This window comes from Paenibacillus sp. WG02 (genome assembly GCF_055396115.1).
This window is the reverse complement of sequence record NZ_AP036016.1, coordinates 5418201-5443132: the sequence shown is the minus strand read 5'-3', so window position 1 is coordinate 5443132 and position 24932 is coordinate 5418201. Positions and strand designations below refer to the sequence as shown.

Genomic DNA, 24932 nt, shown 5'->3' with positions numbered 1-24932 from the left:
ACACCTTTGAAAGCGCATACGTTTTAGAGGGAATCCATTAGAAGTATGGAATTCAAGCATTTTCAGACTAGGAGGATGATTATGTCTGCAAAAAGGCATTCTTTTAAAAGAAATCCATTCATAAATTGTTTGCTGGTTATGGCTTTAATCATCACACAGTTTTCATTCTTTCCTTCAATTTCATCAGCGGCAACGAATTTGGCATTGGGAAAAGCGGTTACGGCAAGCGGTCATAACGATGTTTACATAGAAACCAACGTGAATGACGGCAATCAAGCAACGTACTGGGAAAGTATCAATAATGCCTTTCCGCAATGGGTTCGGGTTGATCTTGGCAGCACAAGCACAGTAAATCAAGTGGTGCTTAAGCTTCCAGCAGGCTGGGGAGCAAGAACGCAAGCCTTGTCGGTACTGGGAAGCACAGACGATGTAAACTATAGCACGGTGGCTGCATCTGCTTCTTACACGTTTGATCCAGCTAGCTCCAATACGGTCACGATTAATTTCACAGGTACCAGCGCAAGGTATGTCAAATTGAATATTACTTCTAATAGCGGATGGGCAGCTGGACAATTATCTGAGTTTGAAGTATATGGAACTACAACGCCGACTCCAACTCCAACACCGACTCCAACGCCAACACCGGCTGGAACTTATGAAGCGGAAGCAGCAGTGTTGTCTGGCGGTGCAAAAGTCAATACAGATCATACCGGCTACACAGGGACTGGATTTGTTGACGGCTATTGGAACCAAGGAGCTACGACACAGTTTAATGTCAACGCAGCTACTGCGGGGAACTATAATGTAACCTTGAAATATGGAAATGCAAATGGCGGAACTCAGACTCTAAGTATATTTGTCAATGGAACTAAGATTAAACAAACCTCACTAGCCAGTTTGCCGAATTGGGATACTTGGTCCACCCAAAGTGAGACATTGGTATTAAATGCCGGTAACAATACCATTGCCTACAAATATGACACGACCGATTTAGGCGTTGTTAATTTGGACAATATTACAGTGGTCGGTACGGGCCCAACACCAACGCCGACACCGACACCAACACCGACACCGACACCGACACCGACACCAACACCAACACCAACACCGACACCGACACCAACACCAACACCAACACCAACACCAACACCAACACCAACACCAACACCAACACCAACACCAGGTCCTAATTCAAATTTAGCATTAGGTAAACCCATCGCAGCCTCGTCCTCCGTGTTCACTTTTGTACAAGGAAATGCGAACGACGGCAGTGTTACGACTTACTGGGAAGGCAGCGGCAATCCGAATACCTTAACGGTAAGCTTGGGAGCCAATGCGAATACGACATCGATTGTGTTGAAATTGAACCCTGACCCCGTATGGGCTGCACGAACTCAGACCATTGAGGTGCTTGGACATAATCAAAACACGTCAAACTTTTCAAGTTTAATCCCAGCAACCGTATATACATTCAACCCTGCTTCGGGAAATACGGTAACTATTCCTTTAACAGCTACGGTTAGCGACGTCCAGCTTAAAATCACCACAAACTCCGGTTCTGGGGGCGGACAGATTGCTGAGTTCGAAGTGTATGGTTCAGCTGCGCCAAATCCGGACTTAACGATTACGGGAATGTCATCTTCTCCGGCTTCACCCATTGAGACCGATGCCATTACGTTAAACGCTACGGTGAAAAATATGGGAACAGCTTCATCTGGAGCTACAACCGTTAATTTCTATGTGGGAACCACGCTGGCTGGTTCAGCTTCAGTCGGCGCTTTAGCGGCGGGAAGCTCAGTTACGGTTTCCAAAAATATCGGTGCACTTAATGCTGGAACCTATACGCTCAGTTCAAAGGTTGATGAAGCTAATGCAGTCATCGAACAAAATGAAACGAATAATAGCTTCACGAATCCAACATCACTGGTTGTCGGTCAAGTGGCAAGCTCTGATTTGATCGCATCATCGGTTAGTTGGACGCCGAGCAATCCATCTGCCGGAAATGTTGTAAGCTACTCCGTTTCCATTAAGAATCAAGGTACTGTTGCTTCCGCCAGTGGAGCCCATTCGGTAACACTGACGCTTACCGATGCTGCTACTAATGCGGTTGTGAAGACATTGACCGCTTCCTACTCGGGTACGATTGCTAGCGGAGCTGCAACCAATCCTATTCAAATGGGCACTTGGACCGCTGCGAACGGTAAATATAATTTGAAGACAGATGTGGCTGTCGATGCTAACGAGCTTGCAGTGAAGCAAACCAACAACATCACGACACAATCCTTCTTCGTTGGTCGCGGTGCGAACATGCCATATGATATGTATGAAGCTGAGGATGGAGTGGTTGGCGGCGGTGCTGCTGTCATAGGTCCAAACAGAACGATCGGTGACTTAGCCGGTGAAGCTTCGGGAAGAAAAGCGGTTACTCTGAATACAACTGGCAGCTATGTTGAATTCACGACAAAAGCAAGCACCAATACCCTCGTTACTCGATTCTCAATCCCGGATGCGGCTGGAGGAGATGGAATAACGAATACGCTAGATATTTATGTCAATGGCGTCTTCACCAAAGCGATTACCCTTACTTCCAAATATGCGTGGTTGTATGGTTCGGAGACGTCTCCCGGCAATTCGCCTAGTTCAGGTTCTCCACGTCATATTTACGATGAAGCCAACATCATGTTTGATTCAACTATTCCAGCAGGAAGCACGATCAGACTGCAGAAGGATGCTGCCAATACGACGACGTATGCCATCGATTTTGTCAGTCTTGAGCAAGTCGCTCCCATTGCTAACCCTGATCCTGCAAAATATGTGACTCCATCAGGCTTTACGCAACAAGCTGTACAGAGTGCTCTTGATCAGGTTCGCATGGATACGACAGGCACCCTTGTTGGTGTTTACCTCCCTGCAGGAAATTACGATACTTCCAACAAATTTCAGGTATACGGCAAAGCGATAAAAATTATCGGTGCCGGACCTTGGTACACGCGTTTTATAGCTCCGGCAAGCCAGTCAAATACAGACATTGGGTTCACGGCTAGCTCAACAGCCAATGGCTCCACGTTTGCAAACTTTGCTTACTTTGGCAATTACACATCCCGTATTGATGGTCCAGGAAAAGTCTTTGACTTCGCCAACGTTTCAAACATTCTCATCGACAATATATGGGTTGAACACCAGGTTTGTTTGTATTGGGGTGTAAACACAGACTACATGACAATTAAGAATTCAAGAATTCGCGACACCTTTGCCGACGGCATAAATATGACGAATGGCAGTACCAACAACTTGGTCAGTAACAATGAAGCCCGTGCGACGGGTGATGACAGTTTTGCCTTGTTCTCGGCTATTGATGCAGGAGGAGCTGATGAGAGAGATAATATTTTTGAAAATCTCACATCCATTTTAACATGGCGTGCCGCAGGTATTGCGGTTTATGGCGGATATGCCAATACGTTCCGGAACATCTATATAGCCGATACTTTGTGTTATTCCGGCATCACGATCAGTTCGCTTGATTTTGGGTATCCAATGAACGGATTTGGCGCTTTGCCGACAACAAACTTGCAAAATATCTCGATCGTACGTGCTGGCGGACATTTCTGGGGTAATCAAACATTCCCTGGTATCTGGGTCTTTTCAGCTTCTAAGGTATTCCAGGGGATACGAGTTAGTGATGTGGATATCATTGATCCTACCTATAGCGGAATCATGTTCCAAACGAATTACAGCGGAGGCAGTCCGCAAAATCCAATAACGGATACCATCTTTACCAACATCACAATTTCAGGCGCTCAAAAAAGCGGCGACGCTTTCGATGCTAAATCAGGGGTTGGAATTTGGGCAAATGAATTGCCTGAACCTGGTCAAGGGCCTGCTGTGGGTTCCGTGACGTTTAATAACCTGAAATTTATCAACAATGTCACAAACATTAAGAATACAACTTCAACTTTTACGATCACCGTGAATCCGTAATATTCGAAATCGTTTTTTGCATAATCGCTAAAACGCAGAAGGGCCGCTTCAAAATAGCGGCTCTTTTTGTGCGCTGTATAGTTACTATTTTAACCCAAAACTACGCCTGCGGATCTGTACATGCAAAAATTCAAGTATATTACACATGATTATCGTCATATTGCACATTGTTCGTAAGTAAGCGTATTCATATACTTTATACAGCATAGTAATCATGTCCCTCGTATTTACATTTCTGCTTGATTTTAAAAGGGAAAAGGTGGTGAAAACCCTCGATAGGATTTGCGTAGAAGGGTATGTAAACAGGTTCAACTCATTCGAAGCCAGGCTGATGGAAGCAGCTTTGCAATCAATCCATTTGGAGGTATAAACCGGAATGTCACAATTCAAAAAAATCATTTTGTTATGGTTGGCGATTTTGTTAGTGCTGCCTTTTCAGACCCAATCTTACGCTTCACCTTCAACGTCATCTAACCTAAATACTTCCTCTGCAGATTCAGTAACAGGCTTTGTACGCCTCAAAAATAAATGGAAAAGCAATTATCTTTATGAAGACTCAAGCGGCATTGTCAGATATGGATTCACGAATATTACGGACCCCACCTCGCAGTGGCAGATTGAAGCTGTTCCGGGAACGGAAGGTTTCAAACGGCTCAAGAACCGGGCGACAGGTCACTACATAACAATGGCAAATGTGGCTAAAAGGAAAGATGCGCTGACAAGTAGGGATATTCAAACAAGTTCAACAATGGATCAGTGGATCATCAAAGATGCAAGCAGGGTAGGCTATACAACGATTCAAAGCGCTACGAATCCGGGAACGAACCTCTTCATACATGAGGAAGACCAACTGGGCTTTGCCGAAGTCAGCTCGGACATAGGCGCAGCCTGGGAAAGTCCGCAGTGGATGCTGGAGCCGGCTTCTGAGATTGAGCCAGTTCGTATTCTTAATCAGTATCGGGCAGGTCAATATTTGTTTGAAAATAAAGACGGTGTGGTCGAGTATGGAAAAATGCCAACGAACGATCAGACTTCGCATTGGTACGTAGAAATAAAGACCGTAAACAATGGAACCCCAATCGTTCGATTGAAAAATAGAGCTACGGGTCATTACATTACGCAAGGAACACTATGGGCTCCAATCAAAAGCTTGGATCTCAACAGATCAACAAAAAATGAGTGGATTATGGCCGCAGGCACGTCATCGAATTGGGTAACTTTTACGAATGTTTACGCATTAGGAACAGATCGGATAGCCAATGACCCGGATGAGATTGACGCTGGAAGCGTTTCTTATGTGCTGAATACACAATTTGACGATACTTCCGCCCGTTCCAATAACTGGTCCAACGCTAGTAAAGATAACGCCCAATGGAAGCTGGAAATGGCTTCTGATGTTCCTCCAGTTCGTATTGCAGGCTATACAGACCAAACGATTAGCCAAACGTATCTTTACGAAGATCAGGGGACTGTGAAATACGGCTCTTTGGGAGCAGGCAGCGTCACGAATGCAGTCTATCAGTGGTTAGTGGAGGACTATAACGGGAAGAAAAGATTTCGCAACCTTGCAACCGGCAATTATGTTTCTATGAAAAATGCTGTGCATGCTTCAGATCCTTTGCAAAGTCTGAATTTACCGTCGAGTTCAACCAGTGACCAATGGATTGTTGCCAATTCTAATCAGTATGATGATTATGTGACTGTGCAAAGTGCTGTTTATACATCCCATTACATCAACATAAAAGATGGCCAAGGATTCTCTCAGTCAGCGGCTATCAATCCGATGATGGATGCAGCACAGTGGTTGTTTGAGGATCCTTCGGCAGCAGCTGGTGGGGTGCAATATGTGCAAATTCAAAGCGAATGGCAATCGCTCGTCATGTACGAAGATGAGCAAGGCAATTTGAAATACGGCAATGCCAAGCAAGACGATCAAAGAGCACAGTGGCTTATCGAAAAGTATGCAGGTCGAAAGCGGATTAAAAATCACGCCACAGGCCATTACATCAACATGCAGGATATGTCTTCAGGACATATCAAGGTTACGAACGTGGAGGATAGCTGGACCAGCGCGATCTGGGTTATTGAAACTTTGGATGGAGGGGCCAAACTCATTCATAGTGTCAAAGATAGTAACAACGATCCCAATCATCAAACATTCATCCATCTGCAGAACTTAACGAAGTTCGCAGAATACGGCGAGATCAACCGAAACTGGGGAAGTCCGCACTGGAAGTTCGTGAATGTGACAGACGACTCCGTTAACTATTTCTTACTGAAAAATAAAGACACGAATACGTATTTATTTGAGGAAAAGAAAGCAAACGAAGAGAACGGTAAAACCAAGTACGGCAATCCGGATGTTACCGACGCAAATGCGCATTGGTTTATGGAAAGCGTTGGGGGCGGACCGCAATATATCCGTAATCGCGCGACAGGGCATTATATGGCCATGGAAGGCATTGATCCCGCGAACGATACCCAAAAGGATCCTCTAAAAAGTATGTTTGTCGATTTAAGCTGGGGGATAGCAAGCCCCAAATGGTATATCGAGGATGCGCAAACGCCAGGGTACAAAGTGTTCCGAAGCGGTTGGACGGGCGAGCACTATGTCAATGAGAAGGACCATACTGGCTATGCCCAAGCCAACAAGAACGTTGCGGCTCAGGATAGTGCACAATTTAAGCTGGAGATAGCACCTAGCCTCCCCTTGTCTCTTCCACAAGGCCACATACGGATCAAAAATTCGGCGAACGGCAAGTATTTGTACGAAAACAATAAAGGGATCGTCATGTATGGCACACCTGCTGAGAACAATGGATATTCGCACTGGATCATTGAAACAAGCAGCGGTATTCAGCGGCTTAAAAATGTGGCAACAGGGCATTACATGGCAATGAATACCGATTACGCTTATATTGAGAGCGTCGAAGCAGCAAACGTTGGCTCTGCTGCACAGTGGGTGATCGAGAGCAACACGGGTGGAACCAGCTACTTAATCCGCAGCAACGATTCGAGCTTTAATGACGAGTATGTGAATGTTCAAAATGGCGTTGGTTACCCGGAGCGAGGCTTGTATCCGAATTCATTTGGAACGCTGCAATGGATTTTTGAAACAACTACGCAAGAAGCCCAAGTTCCTCCTTCCAATGAAGTCAGAAATCTGAATACGAGTACCAAGGTATTTGACGACTCTAATTATGTACGAATCTATAATAAAGCTTCAAAGCAATATCTGGTTGAGCAAGCAGGACTAATAAGTTTGGTTAGTGATGCACAGAACGAATCTGCCCAGTGGCTCTTACAAGATTTTAACGGCCGTAAGCTAATTAAAAATCGGGCTACGGGGCATCTCATCTCAGCAAACAGCCCAGGACAATCCATTACGAGCCGTGATGACAATAAAAGCAATTTGCGCAGCCAATGGACGATTGAAGATTACTTGGGTTACAAAAGAATCAGCAGCCTGGCTGGCCCTATCCTTTATCTCTATGAAGCTGATGGTGCAGCTAAAGCAGGAACAACGAATATCCATCAAGATCATGTGCAATGGATGGTAGAACCTGTTGCGGGAGATGCCGTCTACGAAGCAGAGAATGCCTTTGTTGCTGGAGGTGCAGCCGTATCGTCCGTGAGTAAAAATTTCTCCGGAGTAGGCTACATCGATCAGTTTGTAAATATTGGCGCAAAAGCGATCTTCGCTGTTAACGCCCAGACAGCGGGCAGCTACAGCACAACGATTCGTTACTCCAATCCTTCAACAGTTTCACAAACATTGAGTCTATATGTGAATGGCTTAACCGTTCAACAGCTCGCCTTTGGAGCGACAGACTCTGGGGATTCGTGGAAGGAGCTTACGGTAACACTGCCGCTCAGAGCAGGCTATAACTCGGTTTCGTTTGAACTACAAAGCGCTGATAGCGGACATATCGCCATCGATTCTCTTACCGTCCATCGTGCGGTGAACAAAGCATATCGAGGCTCTATCGAACCTTACACGACTTACGAGGCTGAACATGCGGATACGAATGGATTGATTATCGGACCGACACGCGTGTATCACGAGATGGCTTCTGAAGCATCTGGCCGACAAGCGGTAAGGCTGGATCAGACGGGGCAATACGTGCAATTTGCACTTGCCAAGCCTGCTAACTCCATTGTTCTCCGATATTCCGTTGCAGATAGTGTTTATGGCGATGGCATCAATACGACTCTTGGCTTATATGTCAATGACATGAAAGTGAAAGACTTACAGCTGACATCCAAATATGCTTGGGAATACGGCAACTATCCTTGGTCGAATGATCCTTCACAAGGCAGCGCTCATCGCTTCTTTGATGAAGTCCATGCATTAATCGGCGATGTGCCTGCGGGAGCCGTCATTAAGCTGCAAAAGGATGCGGCCAGCACAGCAGATGCTTATATCATTGATTTTGCTGAAATGGAGCAGGCTCCAACCGCGGCCTATGAGCGTCCTGATGGTTTTGTTTCAATAACCGAATTTGGCGCTGTACCTGATGATGGGCAGGACGATTCGCAAGCTTTTAAAGATGCTATGGCGGCTGCCAAAGCTCAGCATAAGGGCGTATGGTTCCCTGCTGGCACATTTGAGATGAATAATGGCTCGATGTACTTTTTGCTTGACGATATTACAATTCGTGGAGCTGGCATGTGGTATACGACGTTAAAAGGAGCCAAGTTTTTCGGTAACGGCAGCCATATTCGCGTCTATGATTTGGCCATTGACGGGGAGCTCAACATTCGCGATGACGCAGCGCATACGAATGGATTCGAGGGAGCTTTTGGAACGGGTTCCACCATTCAAAGCGTATGGATCGAACATACCAAAACAGCGATGTGGATTGCGCGACCTAAGCAAGAATTTGGCTTAAACAGCGATAATTTTACCAATGAGTTTTATGTGGCAGGATTAAGAATGCGCAACTTAATGGCTGATGGGATTAACTTCAGTATTAATACGAAAAACAGCATGGTCGAACAATCCAATGTTAGATACGCAGGTGACGATGGTCTCGCCATGTGGTCTACGATAACGGAAGGTTACCCATCGGATTATACCGAAAATAACACATTCCGCTTCGATACGGTTCAACTGCCGTGGCTAGCAGACAATATGGTCGTTTTCGGAGGAAAAAACAATAAAATGCAGGACAATATCCTGACTGATACGATTGGTCTTGGTGGCGGAATCGCGGTGTCCACTCGGTTTAGTCCGGTTACGGATTTAGATGGAACTACACGGGTTGAACGCAATACGCTGATACGGACGGGAAGCCGTGATGCCGGCTTGAACTTGAATTTTGGGGCGATTTGGATCTATGCCGATACCAAACCGATTCATAGTTCGGTGATAGTGAAGGATAATATAGCACTGGATAGCACCTATCAAGGGGTTTCTATTCAAGGGACTTCACCGCTAAGCAATGTAACTTTTGAAGATATGGTTATTGACGGTGCAGGTACTTCGGGTTTTGAAATTGCTAGTACGATATCCGGCAGTTTGACTGTTGATAATGTTATCATCCGCAACGCTCGGTTGGGCGATGTTGCCAACAATGCCGGGGAAAATGTTTCCATGCTTGAGATTCATGATGGATTTGCAAGCACGAAGAAGCCGACGATACCAAACCCATCAGACCCTGACACAGGTTCCTACTTCAACCCAATGCCAACAACAAGCCCAGGAATAACGAAGCTGGATGATAAGACGTTTGATGATGCGATTGCGGCGAATGAAAAGAAAATAGTTGTAGAAACTGATTCGTCGAAAAGCTCCGCATGGGTAGAGATCAGCGGCAGCACTTTACTCAAAGCAGCTAAGCAAATGCCTAAGGCCGAAATCGTGATCAAGTTTCAAAATGTGAGCTATACATTACCGATCAATATTGAGCTGATTGCAGCGAATAATGATCTTCAGCTCGATTTTGCCAACAGTACAGTGCTAATCAAGATTGAGAAGGTCGATTCAACTACGGCTGAAGCTATTAAGAAAAATGCGCAAAGTGCGAACATGCAGCTTTTAGATACACCTATTCGGTTTGAAATCCTGCTCCAAGCCGGGACAAACAAGACGAGATCAAGCATTTCGGGCAAATCTATGTAACCAGAACGATTACCGTTGACGGCATCCTGGATAACAAGTCGACCACGGCCGTTATTTACAATCCGGAATCGGGTGAATTTCGTTATGTGCCTGCCATCATTGCCACCGAAAGCGGCAAAACAAAAGTAACGATTGAAAGCACTAGCAACAGTATCTACACCATTGCCAAAAGTCAAAAAACCTTTGGAGATATCCAGACCCACTGGGCGAAGACAGAGATTGAACTTCTTGCCTCCAAGCTTATCGTAAATGGCAGAGAGGGTTCGATCTTTGCCCCTGATCAAAACGTTACTAGGGCCGAATTCGCGGCATTGCTTATACGTTCGTTGGGACTATCCTTGAAAAGCTCAACAACAATTAGCTTTAAAGATGTTGCCGCCAAGGATTGGTATTACAACAGTGTGCTGACGGCAGCTGGATATGGGATCGTGAATGGCTATGACACCGGAACGTTTGCGCCAGATCAGACCATTACTCGTGAGCAAATGGCTGTTATGGTTGCAAGAGCGATGAGATTGCATACCTCAGATCCAGAGCTATTAACAGGAAATAGTGCCAGACTATCCTTTTTTGAGGATGCAGGAAGTATTAGCAGCTGGGCTAAGGACGCACTTGAGAAAGTCCTTTCCTATGGTCTTATGCAAGGCAAAGCGTCAAAGGTGCTAGCGCCAGGGGATCTAGCGACACGCGCAGAATCTGTCGTGGTGCTGCTCCGTACATTACAGGCAATGAATTTGATCAATAAATAGTTAGCCATCTCACGACTAGTCGAAATAAAGCTTATAGAAAATGATCGCATGCTATATAATTAAAAAAGGAGCCGTTTAACGGCTCCAGGTCTGAGGAATAGACGTCCTGTGCGAAGGGAAACGTCTATTCCTTTCTTATTGTGTTACTTCCTTCCATTAGTCATCTTCACCAACCTTTGCAATGATGACCTTAACTCCTTTACTTTCAATATCCTCAATAGCTTCAATGTTTGCTTCTTCATCTGTAATGAGTATGTCAATTGGTGTAATAGGTCCCAGCTTTGCAAAGGCATCTATACCTAATTTCTCATGGGGAGCCAAGCAAATCGTTTTCCTCGATATTTCAATGGCACTTCTTCCTAAGCTGGCTACTTCAGGAGTTGCTGTACTAATGCCATTTTTGGAAATGGCGCCACCCGTAATAAAACAAAGGTCTAACGAGAATTGACGGATAAAATCATAGGCTAAGGAATCTGTTATATTGCCTGAACGCTTTACTTTACCTCCGACAAGATAGGTTTCAATGTTTGTCCGCTCTTTCAAATGATCCCCAATTTTAATTGAATTGGTTACTACAGTGAATGGAAATTCGGGGAGATATTTCAACATACCATAATGAATGCCTGAACCTGAAATAAAAACAGTATCTTTTTCTTGAATAAATGAGGCAGTTTTCCTTGAAATGGCATTTTGGAGTGGGGTGCCTTCTCCATAGCGTAGTGATAGATCTGGGGTTGGTGTATTTCTTACTTTTCCAACGGGAACCGCGCCTCCATGCGTGCGCTTCAGTAATCCCTTTTCCTCCATGATCGAAAGGTCTCTTCTAATGGAGTCAATCGACATTTCAAACATATCTGCTAACTCCTTTGCAAGTATTCGTCCGTTCTTATGAAGAAGTCTTAGGATTTCCTCTCGTCTTTCTTCAGAAAACATGGTACCTACCTCCAATCGAAAATTTCATCGATTACCGATGATAATTCCATTATATTCATGTTTATTCGGTTATGTAAATGGTTATTTTCGTGAATATTCATGTTTATTCGCGTTTAAAGGTGGGGGAGCAGTAGGATAGCCCATCTACCTTCACGAAACTGGCGTTTCGTTCAATGAACAAGATTTCTTCTAAGGACGCGGTAATCTTTATTCAAAAAAGAAAGGGGCTGTCCCATAAGGCGTTCATCTTTAGTCTGACTCTGTTTTCACAATTGCAATACATGGAAAATCTCCCGTTATTTCTGATGTTTCTACCCTAAAATAACGATTCCCCCCTAAATTAGAGGGAGGTTTTCCAGTTAGATGACCGTTTAGAGCAATTAACGACAAATTAACGGGAGGGATTCCAGTTAGATTTCGCTCCATATCGAAATAAAATAGAGGCCGCTCGCTAGGTTATTAACCTTTTGAGTCAGCCTCGATTTTTTGCCGTTAATCCTCTACATACACACCGATGAATTGGGCTACTTCACGGTCATATCCCACTGGATCCGAGTGTCGGGCCAGCCCGTGTCCTGCACCAGGTACGATCAATAATTGTTTTGCCGAGGGAGCATGCTTGAACAATTCGTAAACCATCTCAGACGGCACGAACAAATCAGCGTCGCCGTGGATGAATAGCATCGGTGTTTTGGATTTTTGGATTTGGTCTATAGCCGAAGCTTCACTGAAAAAATACCCGGCTCGAAGTTTGGTTAACATACTAGTTAAATGAAGGAGCGGAAATACCGGGAGCCGATACATTCTCCTCAACTGGTAAGCCAGTTGGTCCTTAACAGAAGCATAGCCGCAATCCTCTACGATGGCTTTGACGTTGAGCGGCAAAGCCTCGCCGCTGGTCATCATTACCGTCGCTCCGCCCATAGACACACCGTGAAGGACGATCTTCGATTGTTCACCCGAATGATCGATAACTTTGTTGATCCATTGGACGTAATCTTTGCGTTCAGGCCAACCGAAACCGATATATTTGCCTTCGCTTCGCCCATGCCCGCGAGCGTCAGGGAGGAGGACATTGAAGCCTAATGTGTCCCTATACATTTGCGCTAGATTGCCCATCTGCATAGCTTGTCCAGCATATCCGTGAGCGAGAATGACGGTTTTATCCGTCGGTTGATCGGCAGCCATATAGTAAGCATGGAGTTTTAAACCGTCGTTGGACGTTATGTTCCATTCTGCAGGCGCTTGCTCAATCCACCAGTTTTCGTTGCCGCTAAACGGATTCTCGACGCTTGTAGTAACGGCTAGATCGGGATTGTTGTTCAAAAAGCGCTTGTCGGTGCGGGCAATGGCAACGCGATAGAAAAAAAAGCTTGCGGAAACGAGGATAAGAAAGATCACTGCCACTAAAGCAGCGATTAACAACAAAATCAACAACAAACACCCTTTCTTATTACATGTTACCGAGTTAAATCAGATGAAGTGGATTATGAAAGCAGCTTCATCTCTCTTAATTTATCAAAAATAATTTGGCTAACAGGAGATACACGATCCCGGTCCTGATAGGTTAACCAGACCAATTCCTCTATTTCAGAAGCTGATCTCAGGTCTCCGTCATAATCCCCCGTATAGCAAGTCATTTTTACTTGCATACCTTCCGATTTACCATGAGCCCCAGCTTCGAACGTTCCAAAATGCGAGACGGTTTCTTGCTTTATGCGAACGGATAATTCCTCTTCTATTTCTCGTAAAAGAGTTTCGATATCGGTTTCACCGGGTTCCCTTTTTCCTCCAGGTATATAATAGATGTCTTTTCCTTTGGAACGAGCACCTAATATTTGACCATCAACAACGTATATCCATGCAATTTTATCTATGAATGTAGTCATCCCGTACTCCCTTAACTTATTTTTCTGAAATTATAGCATAATGGCATACAAGAGTGTAATCATTGATCAGACTTCTGCTGGGGGCTTTTGATTATGGGAACGGGAGATTATTTTGAAAAAGGAATTCCAAGAGATAAAACCGAAATAGAATATAGTGCAGGACGGGCAAGGAAATGGACGAACACGTGCACCTGGATAGCTAAATAAAAAGAGGTCAACCCGTATAAACTGGCTGACCTCATTATATGCTGCTTTATGCTCTAGAAAGTGGACCAATGCGCTGGTCGAGTGAGGGATGGTGGCAACTTGGTGTCGCCATCTCCCTTCGCCGCGTTAAGTTGGGCTTGGGTAAGAAAAATACTATCGGTGAGGTTGGCGCCGCTAAGATCAGCATCCCGGAAATCAGCCCCGATGAGGTCTGCCACTCTCAGGTCGGCACCTCTGAGGTTTGCTGCAATAAGGTAGGCCCCTCTTAAGTTAGCGCCTCTGAGGTCGGCGCCTTTGAGATTGGCTCCGATGAGGTCGGCTCCTCGACCGTATGTCTTCTTACGCACAGCTGGGTTCTTCTGCTTGTGAAGGGCTTCGGCTCGCACGAGCTCGCTCGTCCTTAGAAGCAGCACATTGACATGGGCTCGGTGAGCTGCCACGTCCAGTTTCATGAGAGAGTCGCTGTTAAGGTGAGTGAGGCGTTCCGTTTCGTCGAGCGCTAAGCTCAGTTCACCGTGGATAGAACTGGCCGGTTGCAGCGTCAGCGCTTCGGTCAAATACCAGAGCAGCTCATGGAGTTGACGCATGATCGGGAAAACCTCGAACATTTGCTTCGCAGACCCTGGAGCTTGACGCCAGTCGTTTCCACCGAAGGTGACATGGGAAACCTTTTGTCCCGCACCGAAGCAATCATAAACCGTACAACCTCGAAAGCCCAGCTGTCTGAGGTTATTGTGAACGCCGCAGCGGAAGTTAGGTTTCAGGTTGGGGCAGGGTTGGCCGGCGTCTTTATCAATCGCGAAGTCTGACGAGGCTGCATAAGGTAGTGCGACACAGCACAAGCCGAAGCAATTCTCGCAGTCGGATTGCAGATTGAGGGGATTTCTGCCGTTTAAAGTTTCTGCATACTCGTGATTCTCAGACATAGTTGGCCTCCTTCCGCCACACCAATTTCTCATACTTGTCTAGTTTAATTAGCAAGGTTATGGGATGGTAATAGAACGTTTTTATATGTATGAAAAATGAATGGTTTTTCAATTCTATTATAGTATTACTGAAATTTTTTTCTGTCAATCTTTGACCATGACAAGGAGAGGGCTTAAACGAAGGAGTAGATAACCATCAGCAGTAATTGGTTCGTTCATAATTATGATAGACTCATGAAACCCTTGGAAACTAAAAGATTTATACATATTCGCTCCGAGTTAATTAGCAAAGCAAAGGGAGACGTGTTGGAAATTGGATGCGGAACAGGAATTAATTTCAGCTTCTATAAGGATGTATCGGTAACAGCAATTGAGCCGAATCCATTTCTAAGGAAGATGTCGTACGAGCGAGCTGCCGCAGCCAAAACTCCTATCCATGTCATGGAAGGTAACGCTGAGCAATTGCCATTTTCAGAGCATTCGTTTGATACTGTGATTGGGACACTAGTTTTATGTACGATACCGAACCCAGTAGAAGCGATCAGGGAAATTAGCAGGGTTTGTAAGCCAACTGGAACCATTTTATTATTTGAACATGTTCGGCATGAAAATAGCTTTTTGGGGAAGTTACAAGATCTCCTGACACCGATTTGGAAGCGAGCTTGCGATGGGTGTCATTTGAATAGAGATACCGTTCATTTATTGAGACAAGAAGATATAGAAATAATTGAAATAAACAAGCACGTAGGAAATATTTTTATAACCGTTGAAGCTAGAAAAAAACAGAAGTGAGTGGATTCATAATAATATTTTTATTGAAAATTACATCTGGAATAGAGGTTTTTTTCCATTAGAGACGAATAAGCTACAATCACGTGTTTGGAGATAAGGGGATGCTTACTCTTGAAATTGAAAGAACATCTAATTGATTCCTTTATGAATTTAACCTCAGACGGAATTGTTATTGTTGATGTGAATGGAAAAGTATTAGAGGTGAATAAGAAGTTTGAAGAATTACATGGCTGGACAAGAGAAGAAGTGATCGGGAAAGTATTGCCGATGACTCCTGATAAATATAAGGAAGATGCGCTTCGGCTATATCAGTCATTAATAGATGGGGAGCAAAGCTCGGATTTCGAAGCGTTAAAACTAAGAAAAGATGGTTCTACTTTTTATGCGAATGTTACTGTCTCACCCATGAAAGATAGCGAAGGTGTTGTTATTGGGTTCATTGGTGTGGAAAGGGACATTAGTGAAAAGAAAAGAGCCGATGAGGAGCTTTTAGAAAGAGAAAAACAATTTAGAAGGTTGATTAAACTTAATCCAGAACCCATTGCTTTGCATAACGATGGTCTTATTCAGTTTGTGAATGATGCTTGTTGTTCACTGTTTGGTGGTGTTTCTTCAGACGACTTCAAGGGGAAACGAATATATGATTTTTTCTGTTTAAGTGCCAAGGATTTCATTTTGGAGCGGCTTCAGTATGTGATGCAGTCTGATTCTTATACGGAGTTTATGGAGGTAAAGCTGCGAAAGTTAGATGGCACTTTTTTTGATGCCGAAATATCATCCATTTATGTCCACAAAAACATGGGAGTTCCTGTCGTGCAGACCGTGATACGTGATCTCACTGAGCGTAAAAAGTCTGAAGAAGCCATTATTAGATCAGAAAAACTGTCACTCATTGGTCAATTAGCAGCTTGGGATCGCACATGATATACGGAATCCTTTAACTTCGTTGAAAGGTTTTGTAAAATTACTAAAGGCTAAAAATGCCGACTACGTTGATGTCATGTTGGAAGAATTGGAACATATTAACTATGTTGTCAATGAATTTATGACACTAGCTAAGCCACATCTGAATTGTTATATGGAGAGCACTTCCCTGGGACTTGTCAAAAGTGTAGTTGGCTTTCTGCAACCTCATGCTCATCTCTATAACGTTCAAATACATATAGATATGGATCCAGACATACCAGCCATTTATTGTAACCCAGATCAAATCAAACAGGTTTTAATTAATATTTTAAAAAATGGCATCGAGTCTATGCCTAATGGGGGAATCATTCAAATTGCTATCCGAAATGCAACGAATCAAGGTGTGCTGATACGAATTGAAGATCAGGGGATTGGCATTTCTGGAGAGAGGTTATCCCAGTTGGGGGAGCCGTTTTATACGACAAAAGTGAATGGAACGGGTCTAGGGCTTATGGTTTGTAAGCGGATTATCGAAGGACATGGAGGCAAATTAGTAATTCAAAGCAAAATTAATGAGGGTACTACGGTGGAAATCGAATTACCTAAAAATGAAAAACCGACTCAACCGCATTAACTGCGCGAAGAGTCGGTTTTATTTTTCCTGATTCAGCATAGAATTCATTAGTAAGCTTTAGACTGACTCGACAGCTTCTTCCGCCTGTCCAGCAGTTGGTTCAGCCACCGCGTCAAGCTTCTGCATGCCAAGTATGGTGACCAGAATGGTTTCTGGATCACTTAACACTTCAACATGCTTGGGAACTTCAAGATCAGCAACGGTGATATGTCTCTATTGCTTATTTACCCGATAAATAGTCCTTTGAAACAGGAAAGAATCAGGAAAATTTTTCGTTTTGGGCTTCTTTATCTTCTCATTTGATAGTAAAATAGAGGACAAGAGGAGGTTTGATTAATGATGAGTACACTAAAGAGTTTCACTGATGCAGATCAACAAATATCGTTGGAGTTAAGAGATGATCATTTAACTGTGCTTCGTTTCTACGGTGAAACATCCATTTACCCGTTCAAAAATATTTCTCTTGCCTCTGAGCCTATTCCTGAATATCCACTCAATCGTGTGGCTTTAACGGTTATTGATTTCAACACTGGTGTAACCGATTTCAAATTTTCATCTAGTAAAAATGATTTTGAGATATTCGTCCAAAAACTGATCGAAATTCATAGTGAATTTATTCCAAACCACTAGTTTTATCGGTCATAGTTGAAGCTGCTAAGGACAGACGATCCAATCGTTCTGTCCTTTTTTTGTGTGCGTTGGCAAGCACATTATTGTCCCATCCGCGCCAAAAAAGAGGGAGTTTGTCGTAATTTGTAGAATATATACACCTAAACGTGATACATAGTCTCAACCAAAGAGAGGGCTTGCCACATGCAATGGATTCGGAACGCTAAAATAAATTACAAGCTGATTATTATGATTGCACTACCTATGTTGGGGTTGTTATATTTCTCCTCCAATGCCATTTATGGAAAAGTGAAAGAGCTGTCTGATTTAAACAAACTGCAGACACTGGTTACAACGGAAATCTACATCAATGATCTGATTCATGAGTTTCAGAAAGAGCGCAGCCTATTATCAGGTTACTTTGAAGATAAAACAGTTGCACGTCAACTCATTGATCAACGTAAGCTAACCGAAGAGAAATCAAATGCATTTCGGGAGCAATTAAAGTTACTGAACACATCCGTTTTGGGAGATAAGTTTAAGAAAAGTGCAAATAATGCGGTAAGCAAGCTAGACCAAATTGTGATTCTTAGAACACAACTGGATCAAGGGAAAGCCAATGAGAACGAAACACTTTCTTTTTATTTGGATACGACAAACAGTCTCTTTGATATGATGCAAAACACGAACGAAATAAGCTCAAATAAACAAATCTCAAACATGCTTAATTCCTATATTTTGTTTTCCAAAAGTAAGTTTGCAACGAGCAGGGAGCGCGCAGTATTATTTCATATTTTCTCTGCGAATCGTGCGGATTTAAGTGATATTGAACAGATCGGTGTGTTGGAGAACGAACAATTGCTTTATTATAAGGAATCCAAATTACTAGCAACAGAAAATGCACAACAACTCTATCAAAAAATGGTGAAAGGACAAGTTGTTAATGAGGTCGATCGTCTTGTTCAACTAGTCCAAAAAGCAGAACCTGGGAAAAATCTTGGGGTGGATTCACAGCAATGGTACAACGTAGCGACACAAGAAGTTGACCTTCTTAAAGAGGTTGAGGATGGACTTTCAACTGAATTAACTCAAAGTATGGAAACAATCAAAAAGAGTACCACGCAATCGTTGATTGGTGTGGTCATATTTAACGTCATTATTCTCATCCTCTCCTTCTTGGTCATCGTTTTGATTTCCAGAATGCTTTTATCTCAAATCCGGCTGCTTAAGAGATCGACGGAACTCATTCTGACAGGCGTCACAGATATTAATCTGGAGATTCAATCGAAGGACGAATTTGGCGAGCTGATGGGAGCCTTCAATCACATGGTTGCGAGCTTTAAAGAGGTCATTACTCAGGCGGATCGCATCTCATTAGGTGAATATGAGCAGACGATTGTTCCTCGTTCAGATCGAGACCAGCTAAGTGTGGCATTAATTCGCATGCTGGCTTCATTAAAAGAAACAACCGCCGAAAATGAGCGGCAATTCTGGTTGAAAACGCAGTTAGCTCGTTTGACGGGGCTTGCACAAGGCGTTCCAAGTGTACAGCAGCTAGTGGGCATGCTTATATCTGAAATATCGACTCTTGTCGGAGCAGGCCAAGGCATTATCTATTTGAAAGAGATGCAATCAAATGAAAGTCAATCAAGTAGGTTTGTCCTGCTTGGCAGCTATGCTTTTAAAGAACGAAAGAACGTAACGAATCGGGTTCGACCTGGTGAAGGTCTAGTGGGTCAATGTATTCTGGAGAAAAAGCCTATCTTGTTATCGAATGTGCCAAGCGATTATATACATATACAATCAGGTCTCGGGGAATCCAAACCGTTCCAAATCTTCGTTCTTCCGATCCTCTTCGAGGAGGAAGTGTTGGCTGTTATAGAGCTTGCCGCTTTTAAACCATTAACAGAGATAGAGCACGATTTACTGGAGCAATTATCCGATACACTAGGCGTTGTCATTCAAGCCGCTATCAGCCGTCAGATAACGGAAGCGTTACTGCGTGAATCACAGCTGTTAACGGAAGAACTTCAAACGCAGCAGGAAGAATTGCGCACAGCTAATGAAGAACTGGAAGAGCAGACGATAATGCTGAAGCAATCCGAAGAAAAGATGCGAATCCAAAGTGAGGAGCTTCAGGCCATTAATGAGGAGCTTGAAGAAAAAACCAACTATTTGGAAGTACAAAAAGCCGACATCGAGAAGCAAAATGCTTTTATTCAATTATCGAAGCAGGACTTAGAAGAAAAAGCGAAAGAGTTGGAGCAAGCGAGTCAGTACAAATCAGAGTTTTTGGCCAATATGTCACACGAACTCCGGACTCCGCTTAACAGCTTGCTGATTCTATCTAAATCATTATCCTCGAATGAAGATGGCAATTTAACGGAAGATCAAATCGAGTCAGCTAAGATTATTCATAGCGGCGGCTTGGATTTATTGACGTTAATTAACGATATTTTGGATTTATCCAAAGTGGAAGCGGGCAAATTGGACATCCAAATGGAAGAAGTGAGGCTGGACGATTTACTTCAGTCACTCCGTTACCAATTTAACCCAGTTGCCAAAGAAAAGGGCCTTTCGTTTATTTTAAAACTTGACGATCTAACCCCGGAATTCATAACGACAGATGGTCAGCGTACAGAACAAATCCTGAAAAACATTTTATCCAATGCCTTTAAGTTTACAGCTTCTGGTCGTGTGACGGTTGAGATCGCAAGGGCTGGTAAAGGAGCGGCTTACCAGAATAACCATCTGGAAGAAAATGGGGCTCTTGCTTTAACAGTAACTGATACGGGGATAGGAATTCCTCCAAGTAAACAACAAGCCATATTCGAAGCCTTTCAGCAGGCGGACGGCACGACGAGTCGCAAATATGGAGGAACGGGCCTGGGTTTAACCATTTCTAGAGAGTTGGCTAAGCTATTGGGCGGCGAAATTCATATGCAAAGTTCCGAGGGGAAAGGCAGCAGCTTTACCCTTTATCTCCCGCTCGATGGAACCGCTAATACCGAAATGACAGAGCCAAAGGTAGTGTCGTCTAAAGATGAGGTTGCTGCAGTCGATTCTCTACAGATTTCAAGTGAATTGTTGGTTGCAAGCACGATTGAGGATCATCTTTTAACGGCTCAGCAGGCGAAAACGTTCTTGCCTGATGATCGGGAACACCTTAAGAATAGTGTGCAAGACAAGGTTATTTTGATCGTGGAAGATGATCCGTCATTTGCCAAAATTCTTATGGACATGTCTTACAAAAAGGGATTCAAGTGCCTTGCGGCAGGAGATGGCTTTAGTAGCCTTCAATTAGCCAAGCAGTATATTCCAAGCGCGATTCTATTAGATTTGGGGCTTCCAGATATGGACGGCCTGAAGGTCCTTGATCATTTGAAGTATCACAACGAGACACGTCACATCCCTGTGCACATTATTTCAGGTCGAGATAAGAGCTCAGACTCCTTGAAGCGCGGGGCCATCGGCTATTTGTCCAAACCGATTCAAGCGGAAGACATTGATGTTGTTTTTAACAAAATTGAACATAAGCTGCAAGAGCGCATCCAACAGGTCTTAGTGGTGGAGGATGATTTAAATAACCAAAAGGCTATTCATGAACTGCTCAAGCACAAGAAGGTTGATATTCATAGTGTTTCTAAGGGTATAGAAGCTCTGAAGCTTTTGAGATCACAGCCTTTTGATTGTGTAATTCTTGATTTGACATTGCCGGATATGACTGGCTTTGAACTGCTGCAGCAGTTAGTTGTTGATTCAGAGGGCTCCATACCGCCGATCATTATTAATACTGGAAAAGAGCTCACACAGGAAGAATATAAGGAACTAAACCAGTTTACGGACAGCATTGTGATTAAAGGCGCGAATTCGCCGGATCGCTTGCTGGATGAGGTTTCTCTATTCCTTCACAGCGTTCATAAATCTCTTCCGCAAGCGCATAAAGAAATGATTCGGATGGTGCGTGATTCGGATGAAACCTTGAAGGGACGCAAAATTTTACTGGTGGATGATGACCTCCGCAACACGTTTGCCCTATCCAAAATATTAAGAAAACACGGCTTGGATGTCGTGATGGCGGATAATGGGAAGCTGGCTTTGGATAAACTGGAAATTGAATCCGGGATCGAGCTCGTCATTATGGACATTATGATGCCGGTGATGGACGGTTATGAAGCCATAGGTCATATCCGCACCATGCCGAAGTTCCAGTCCCTCCCGATTATCGCTTTAACCGCAAAGGCTATGACGGGTGACCGTGAAAAATGTATAGAGAGGGGAGCCAATGATTATATGACGAAGCCGGTAGATACCGATAAATTGTTATCATTAATCAGGGTTTGGCTCTTACGATAAAAAATGCCTGAAAAACTCGCCGAAAAGATTGAAGTCGATCTTGTATTGGAAGCTATTTATCAGCGGCATGGATATGATTTCCGTAACTATGCCCGCTCATCTTTAATGAGAAGATTGCACTATGTCAGGCAGAAATCAAGTCTTGAGCGACTGTCTGACATGATTCCTTTGGTGCTCTATGATGAAGCGTTTGCCAATCAATTATTGCTGGATATATCGGTAACTGTCACTGAAATGTTTCGGGATCCTGAGTTCTTTGTGGAGCTGCGCAGTCTAGTGATTCCCTTGCTGAAGACTTACCCATTTGTGAAAATATGGCATGCCGGATGCGCAACTGGAGAAGAAGTTTACTCGATGGCTATTTTGCTGGAAGAAGAAGGCTTCTACGATCGTGTTCAGATTTATGCAACGGATATGAATCAAGAATCATTAACTACGGCGGAAGAAGGCATTTACCCGATCGAAAATATCCGAAATTTCACTAAAAATTATCAAAAAAGCGGAGGTAAATCCTCCTTCTCGGATTACTACCATGCCAAATATCAGATGGGCAAAATGAAGGAAGCTTTGAAAAGAAACATCGTGTTCTCGCAGCATAATTTGGCAACGGATAACGCCTTTGGTGAAATGCATCTCATCATTTGCCGGAATGTGCTCATTTACTTTGATAAGCAATTGCAAAATCAAGTCTATCAGCTTTTCAACCAAAGTCTCGTTCCTCGCGGCTTCTTATGTCTCGGCAGTAAGGAATCTATCGAATTTTCAGAGATTCAGTCTCAGTATGAAGCACTCTCCTCGAAGTGGAGAATTTTTAGGAAGCAACTGCCCGTGTAAGTAAGTTATGGAGGGGGATTAGAGTCCATGCGCCCATTGGAAGCTGTTGTTATGGGGGTATCGGCAGGCGGGCTTAAGGCACTTTCGCGTCTGTTATCCTATCTCCCGTCTGACTACAGATTACCGATTATCATCGTACAGCATATCTTGGAGAGCAGCGACAGCTATTTAGCTGAATATTTAAATACGCAAGTGGCTATACACGTCAAAGAAGCGATAGATAAAGAGGCCATTCAGCCGAATCACGTTTATCTCGCACCTCCTGGTTATCATTTGCTCATTGAAGATGATCGCTCGTTAAGCCTTTCCATTGATCCTAAAGTCAATTATTCGCGTCCTTCGATTGACGTTTTGTTTGATAGTGCAGCGTTTGCCTTCCAAGAGGGTTGTGTAGGTGTTGTCTTAACAGGAGCCAACCGAGATGGCAGTGCCGGACTCCTGACGATCAAGGAGAGTGGAGGCATAACGATTGTGCAGGACCCTGAAACAGCGGAGTTCCCTGTCATGCCACAAGCAGCTTTAGACACAGTAAAGGTTGATTATATTTTGTCCTTAGAAGACATAGGAAAGTATCTGAGACAATTGCATGATCTCGAACGAATCCATCATTTTAAGGATTAGGAGGGCCTATATGGATACTCAGAAAAATAGGCATCAGGCGCCGAAAATTTTAGTCGTTGATGATCGAAAAGAAAATTTATTCGCTATGCAAAAAATTCTGCAAGTGCTCCATTGTGATGTGTATGTCGTCCAATCAGGCAATGAAGCCTTATCTCATACTCTGCGCCATGACTTTGCGCTTATTTTACTTGATGTAAATATGCCGGAAATGGATGGCTTTGAGCTTGCGGAGCTGCTGCGAAGCAACGAGGAAACGAAGCATATTCCCATCATTTTTGTGACGGCCAGTAATAAAGAGGATCAAAGCGTATTCAAAGGCTATGAGAGCGGCGCTGTGGATTACTTGTTCAAGCCAGTCAATGCCGATATTCTTCTCAGCAAAGTGAAAATATTTCTAGAGCTCAATCGAAGAAATAAAGAGCTGGAGGCCATTCAATCGGAGCTTGAGCGCAGCAACGAGAGCCTAAGGGAGTTCGCGCAGGTCGTTTCGCATGATTTGAAAAATCCGCTGAATGTGATTACGGGGTTGAGCGAGCTGCTTATAGCAAGACATAGTGCGGATATGACGCCAAAAGGCAAAGAATACATGAATCAAATTTCAGCGACCGCTGAGCGGATGAACCACTTGATCACGGATTTGCTCTCGTATGCCCAGTTAAATGCGAAATCGGCTACTTTTGGAAATGTAGATTTGAATGACGTCGTGACGAACGTGATTTCGGATCTAAGCAGCACAATCGAACAAAATGATGGACAAATCCTCATGCAAGACAGGCTTCCAATTATTCAAGCGGATGCTACGCAAATGTACCAGCTGTTTCAAAATATTATCGCAAACGGACTAAAGTATCGTAGGAAGGAACAATCGCCGATTATTCAGATTTCCTTATTGGAAGGATATGAACCGGATACCTTCGTCATTCACATCCAAGATAATGGCATTGGTATGGAAAAAGAGGACATCCCGTCTATTTTCACTCCCTTCAAACGGCTGGACAATGCCAAAGCCTACGAAGGTACCGGTCTAGGACTTGCCACTGTGCAGAAAATCATCGAGAGGCACGATGGCCTCATGGAAGTGGAAAGCATACTCGGGGAAGGTACAACTTTTCGTGTGTATCTGCCGATTTCTCAAGGTTTTTAAAACAAAACAGTCTGTCATGTGAAGCCATTGGTTTAACTCAGGGGTTTTCAAATGCTATTCTATGGGGAACACATCCAAACCCACACACATCCAAACCGCCGCGGCGGTTTTTTTGTCCACATATCTGCATCTGAAATTCAATCCGAATCGGGCACACTAGATTTTCGCGGAACGTAGATGCCTTATTTTGTTATACGTTTGGAGTTGTACAACGTACAACATTCAGGAGT

General features: G+C 43.8%; 15 protein-coding genes. 11 read left to right on the top strand and 4 right to left on the bottom strand.

Going from position 1 to position 24932, the window contains the following annotated elements:
- Positions 1-81 precede the first annotated feature (81 nt).
- From ACBP55_RS24920 to ACBP55_RS24910, 3 genes are all read left to right on the top strand, one after another.
- The gene (locus ACBP55_RS24920) at positions 82-3978 is read left to right on the top strand and encodes a galactose-binding domain-containing protein (RefSeq protein ID WP_464645580.1); all 3897 of its coding nucleotides are present in this window, start codon (positions 82-84) and stop codon (positions 3976-3978) included.
- 376 nt (positions 3979-4354) lie between these two features.
- Positions 4355-10102, top strand: a complete 5748-nt coding sequence (locus tag ACBP55_RS24915) for an RICIN domain-containing protein (protein WP_464645579.1) — start codon at positions 4355-4357, stop codon at positions 10100-10102.
- Between the two features lie 86 nt (positions 10103-10188).
- Positions 10189-10851: an S-layer homology domain-containing protein gene (locus tag ACBP55_RS24910; protein ID WP_464645578.1), complete on the top strand. Its 663-nt coding sequence runs from the start codon at positions 10189-10191 to the stop codon at positions 10849-10851.
- 156 nt (positions 10852-11007) lie between these two features.
- Here ACBP55_RS24910 and ACBP55_RS24905 read toward each other — a convergent pair whose 3' ends face one another.
- From ACBP55_RS24905 to ACBP55_RS24890, 4 genes are all read right to left on the bottom strand, one after another.
- Positions 11008-11784 carry a DeoR/GlpR family DNA-binding transcription regulator gene (locus tag ACBP55_RS24905; RefSeq protein WP_464645577.1) on the bottom strand — a complete coding sequence of 259 codons (777 nt, stop codon included), beginning with the start codon at positions 11782-11784 and terminating at the stop codon, positions 11008-11010.
- 492 nt (positions 11785-12276) lie between these two features.
- The gene (locus ACBP55_RS24900; protein WP_464645576.1) at positions 12277-13218 is read right to left on the bottom strand and encodes an alpha/beta hydrolase; all 942 of its coding nucleotides are present in this window, start codon (positions 13216-13218) and stop codon (positions 12277-12279) included.
- Between the two features lie 53 nt (positions 13219-13271).
- Positions 13272-13673 (bottom strand): NUDIX hydrolase, encoded by a 402-nt coding sequence (locus tag ACBP55_RS24895; protein WP_464645575.1) that lies wholly within the window; start codon positions 13671-13673, stop codon positions 13272-13274.
- Between the two features lie 260 nt (positions 13674-13933).
- On the bottom strand, positions 13934-14806 hold the full coding sequence (locus ACBP55_RS24890) for a pentapeptide repeat-containing protein (protein WP_464645574.1): 873 nt from the start codon (positions 14804-14806) through the stop codon (positions 13934-13936).
- Positions 14807-15040: 234 nt separating this feature from the next.
- Here ACBP55_RS24890 and ACBP55_RS24885 point away from each other — a divergent pair, with 234 nt between their 5' ends.
- The 8 genes from ACBP55_RS24885 to ACBP55_RS24850 all read left to right on the top strand — a co-directional run bounded on the left by ACBP55_RS24885 (position 15041) and on the right by ACBP55_RS24850 (position 24702).
- Complete coding sequence (locus ACBP55_RS24885) at positions 15041-15598, top strand: class I SAM-dependent methyltransferase (RefSeq protein ID WP_464645573.1); 558 nt, start codon at positions 15041-15043, stop codon at positions 15596-15598.
- Between the two features lie 111 nt (positions 15599-15709).
- Positions 15710-16522, top strand: a complete 813-nt coding sequence (locus ACBP55_RS24880) for a PAS domain-containing protein (RefSeq protein WP_464645572.1) — start codon at positions 15710-15712, stop codon at positions 16520-16522.
- Positions 16523-16544: 22 nt separating this feature from the next.
- A complete protein-coding gene (locus ACBP55_RS24875; protein ID WP_464645571.1) occupies positions 16545-17138 on the top strand; it encodes an ATP-binding protein in 594 nt (197 codons plus the stop codon).
- A 336-nt stretch (positions 17139-17474) separates the two neighbouring features.
- Positions 17475-17768 (top strand): hypothetical protein, encoded by a 294-nt coding sequence (locus ACBP55_RS24870; RefSeq protein ID WP_029195227.1) that lies wholly within the window; start codon positions 17475-17477, stop codon positions 17766-17768.
- Between the two features lie 183 nt (positions 17769-17951).
- Positions 17952-22103 carry a response regulator gene (locus tag ACBP55_RS24865; RefSeq protein WP_464645570.1) on the top strand — a complete coding sequence of 1384 codons (4152 nt, stop codon included), beginning with the start codon at positions 17952-17954 and terminating at the stop codon, positions 22101-22103.
- A gap of 3 nt (positions 22104-22106) precedes the next feature.
- The gene (locus ACBP55_RS24860; protein WP_464645569.1) at positions 22107-22937 is read left to right on the top strand and encodes a CheR family methyltransferase; all 831 of its coding nucleotides are present in this window, start codon (positions 22107-22109) and stop codon (positions 22935-22937) included.
- A gap of 27 nt (positions 22938-22964) precedes the next feature.
- Positions 22965-23558, top strand: a complete 594-nt coding sequence (locus tag ACBP55_RS24855; RefSeq protein WP_464645568.1) for a chemotaxis protein CheB — start codon at positions 22965-22967, stop codon at positions 23556-23558.
- 10 nt (positions 23559-23568) lie between these two features.
- The gene (locus tag ACBP55_RS24850; RefSeq protein WP_464645567.1) at positions 23569-24702 is read left to right on the top strand and encodes a response regulator; all 1134 of its coding nucleotides are present in this window, start codon (positions 23569-23571) and stop codon (positions 24700-24702) included.
- Positions 24703-24932 lie beyond the last annotated feature (230 nt).

What these genes read in the sequence shown, in the direction of transcription:
- ACBP55_RS24920 (WP_464645580.1), top strand. Translation starts at nt 82, where the DNA reads ATGTCTGCAAAAAGGCATTCTTTTAAAAGAAATCCATTCATAAATTGT.
- ACBP55_RS24915 (WP_464645579.1), top strand. Translation starts at nt 4,355, where the DNA reads ATGTCACAATTCAAAAAAATCATTTTGTTATGGTTGGCGATTTTGTTA.
- ACBP55_RS24905 (WP_464645577.1), bottom strand. Translation starts at nt 11,784, where the DNA reads ATGTTTTCTGAAGAAAGACGAGAGGAAATCCTAAGACTTCTTCATAAG.
- ACBP55_RS24895 (WP_464645575.1), bottom strand. Translation starts at nt 13,673, where the DNA reads ATGACTACATTCATAGATAAAATTGCATGGATATACGTTGTTGATGGT.
- ACBP55_RS24890 (WP_464645574.1), bottom strand. Translation starts at nt 14,806, where the DNA reads ATGTCTGAGAATCACGAGTATGCAGAAACTTTAAACGGCAGAAATCCC.
- ACBP55_RS24885 (WP_464645573.1), top strand. Translation starts at nt 15,041, where the DNA reads ATGAAACCCTTGGAAACTAAAAGATTTATACATATTCGCTCCGAGTTA.
- ACBP55_RS24870 (WP_029195227.1), top strand. Translation starts at nt 17,475, where the DNA reads ATGATGAGTACACTAAAGAGTTTCACTGATGCAGATCAACAAATATCG.
- ACBP55_RS24865 (WP_464645570.1), top strand. Translation starts at nt 17,952, where the DNA reads ATGCAATGGATTCGGAACGCTAAAATAAATTACAAGCTGATTATTATG.
- ACBP55_RS24860 (WP_464645569.1), top strand. Translation starts at nt 22,107, where the DNA reads ATGCCTGAAAAACTCGCCGAAAAGATTGAAGTCGATCTTGTATTGGAA.
- ACBP55_RS24855 (WP_464645568.1), top strand. Translation starts at nt 22,965, where the DNA reads ATGCGCCCATTGGAAGCTGTTGTTATGGGGGTATCGGCAGGCGGGCTT.
- ACBP55_RS24850 (WP_464645567.1), top strand. Translation starts at nt 23,569, where the DNA reads ATGGATACTCAGAAAAATAGGCATCAGGCGCCGAAAATTTTAGTCGTT.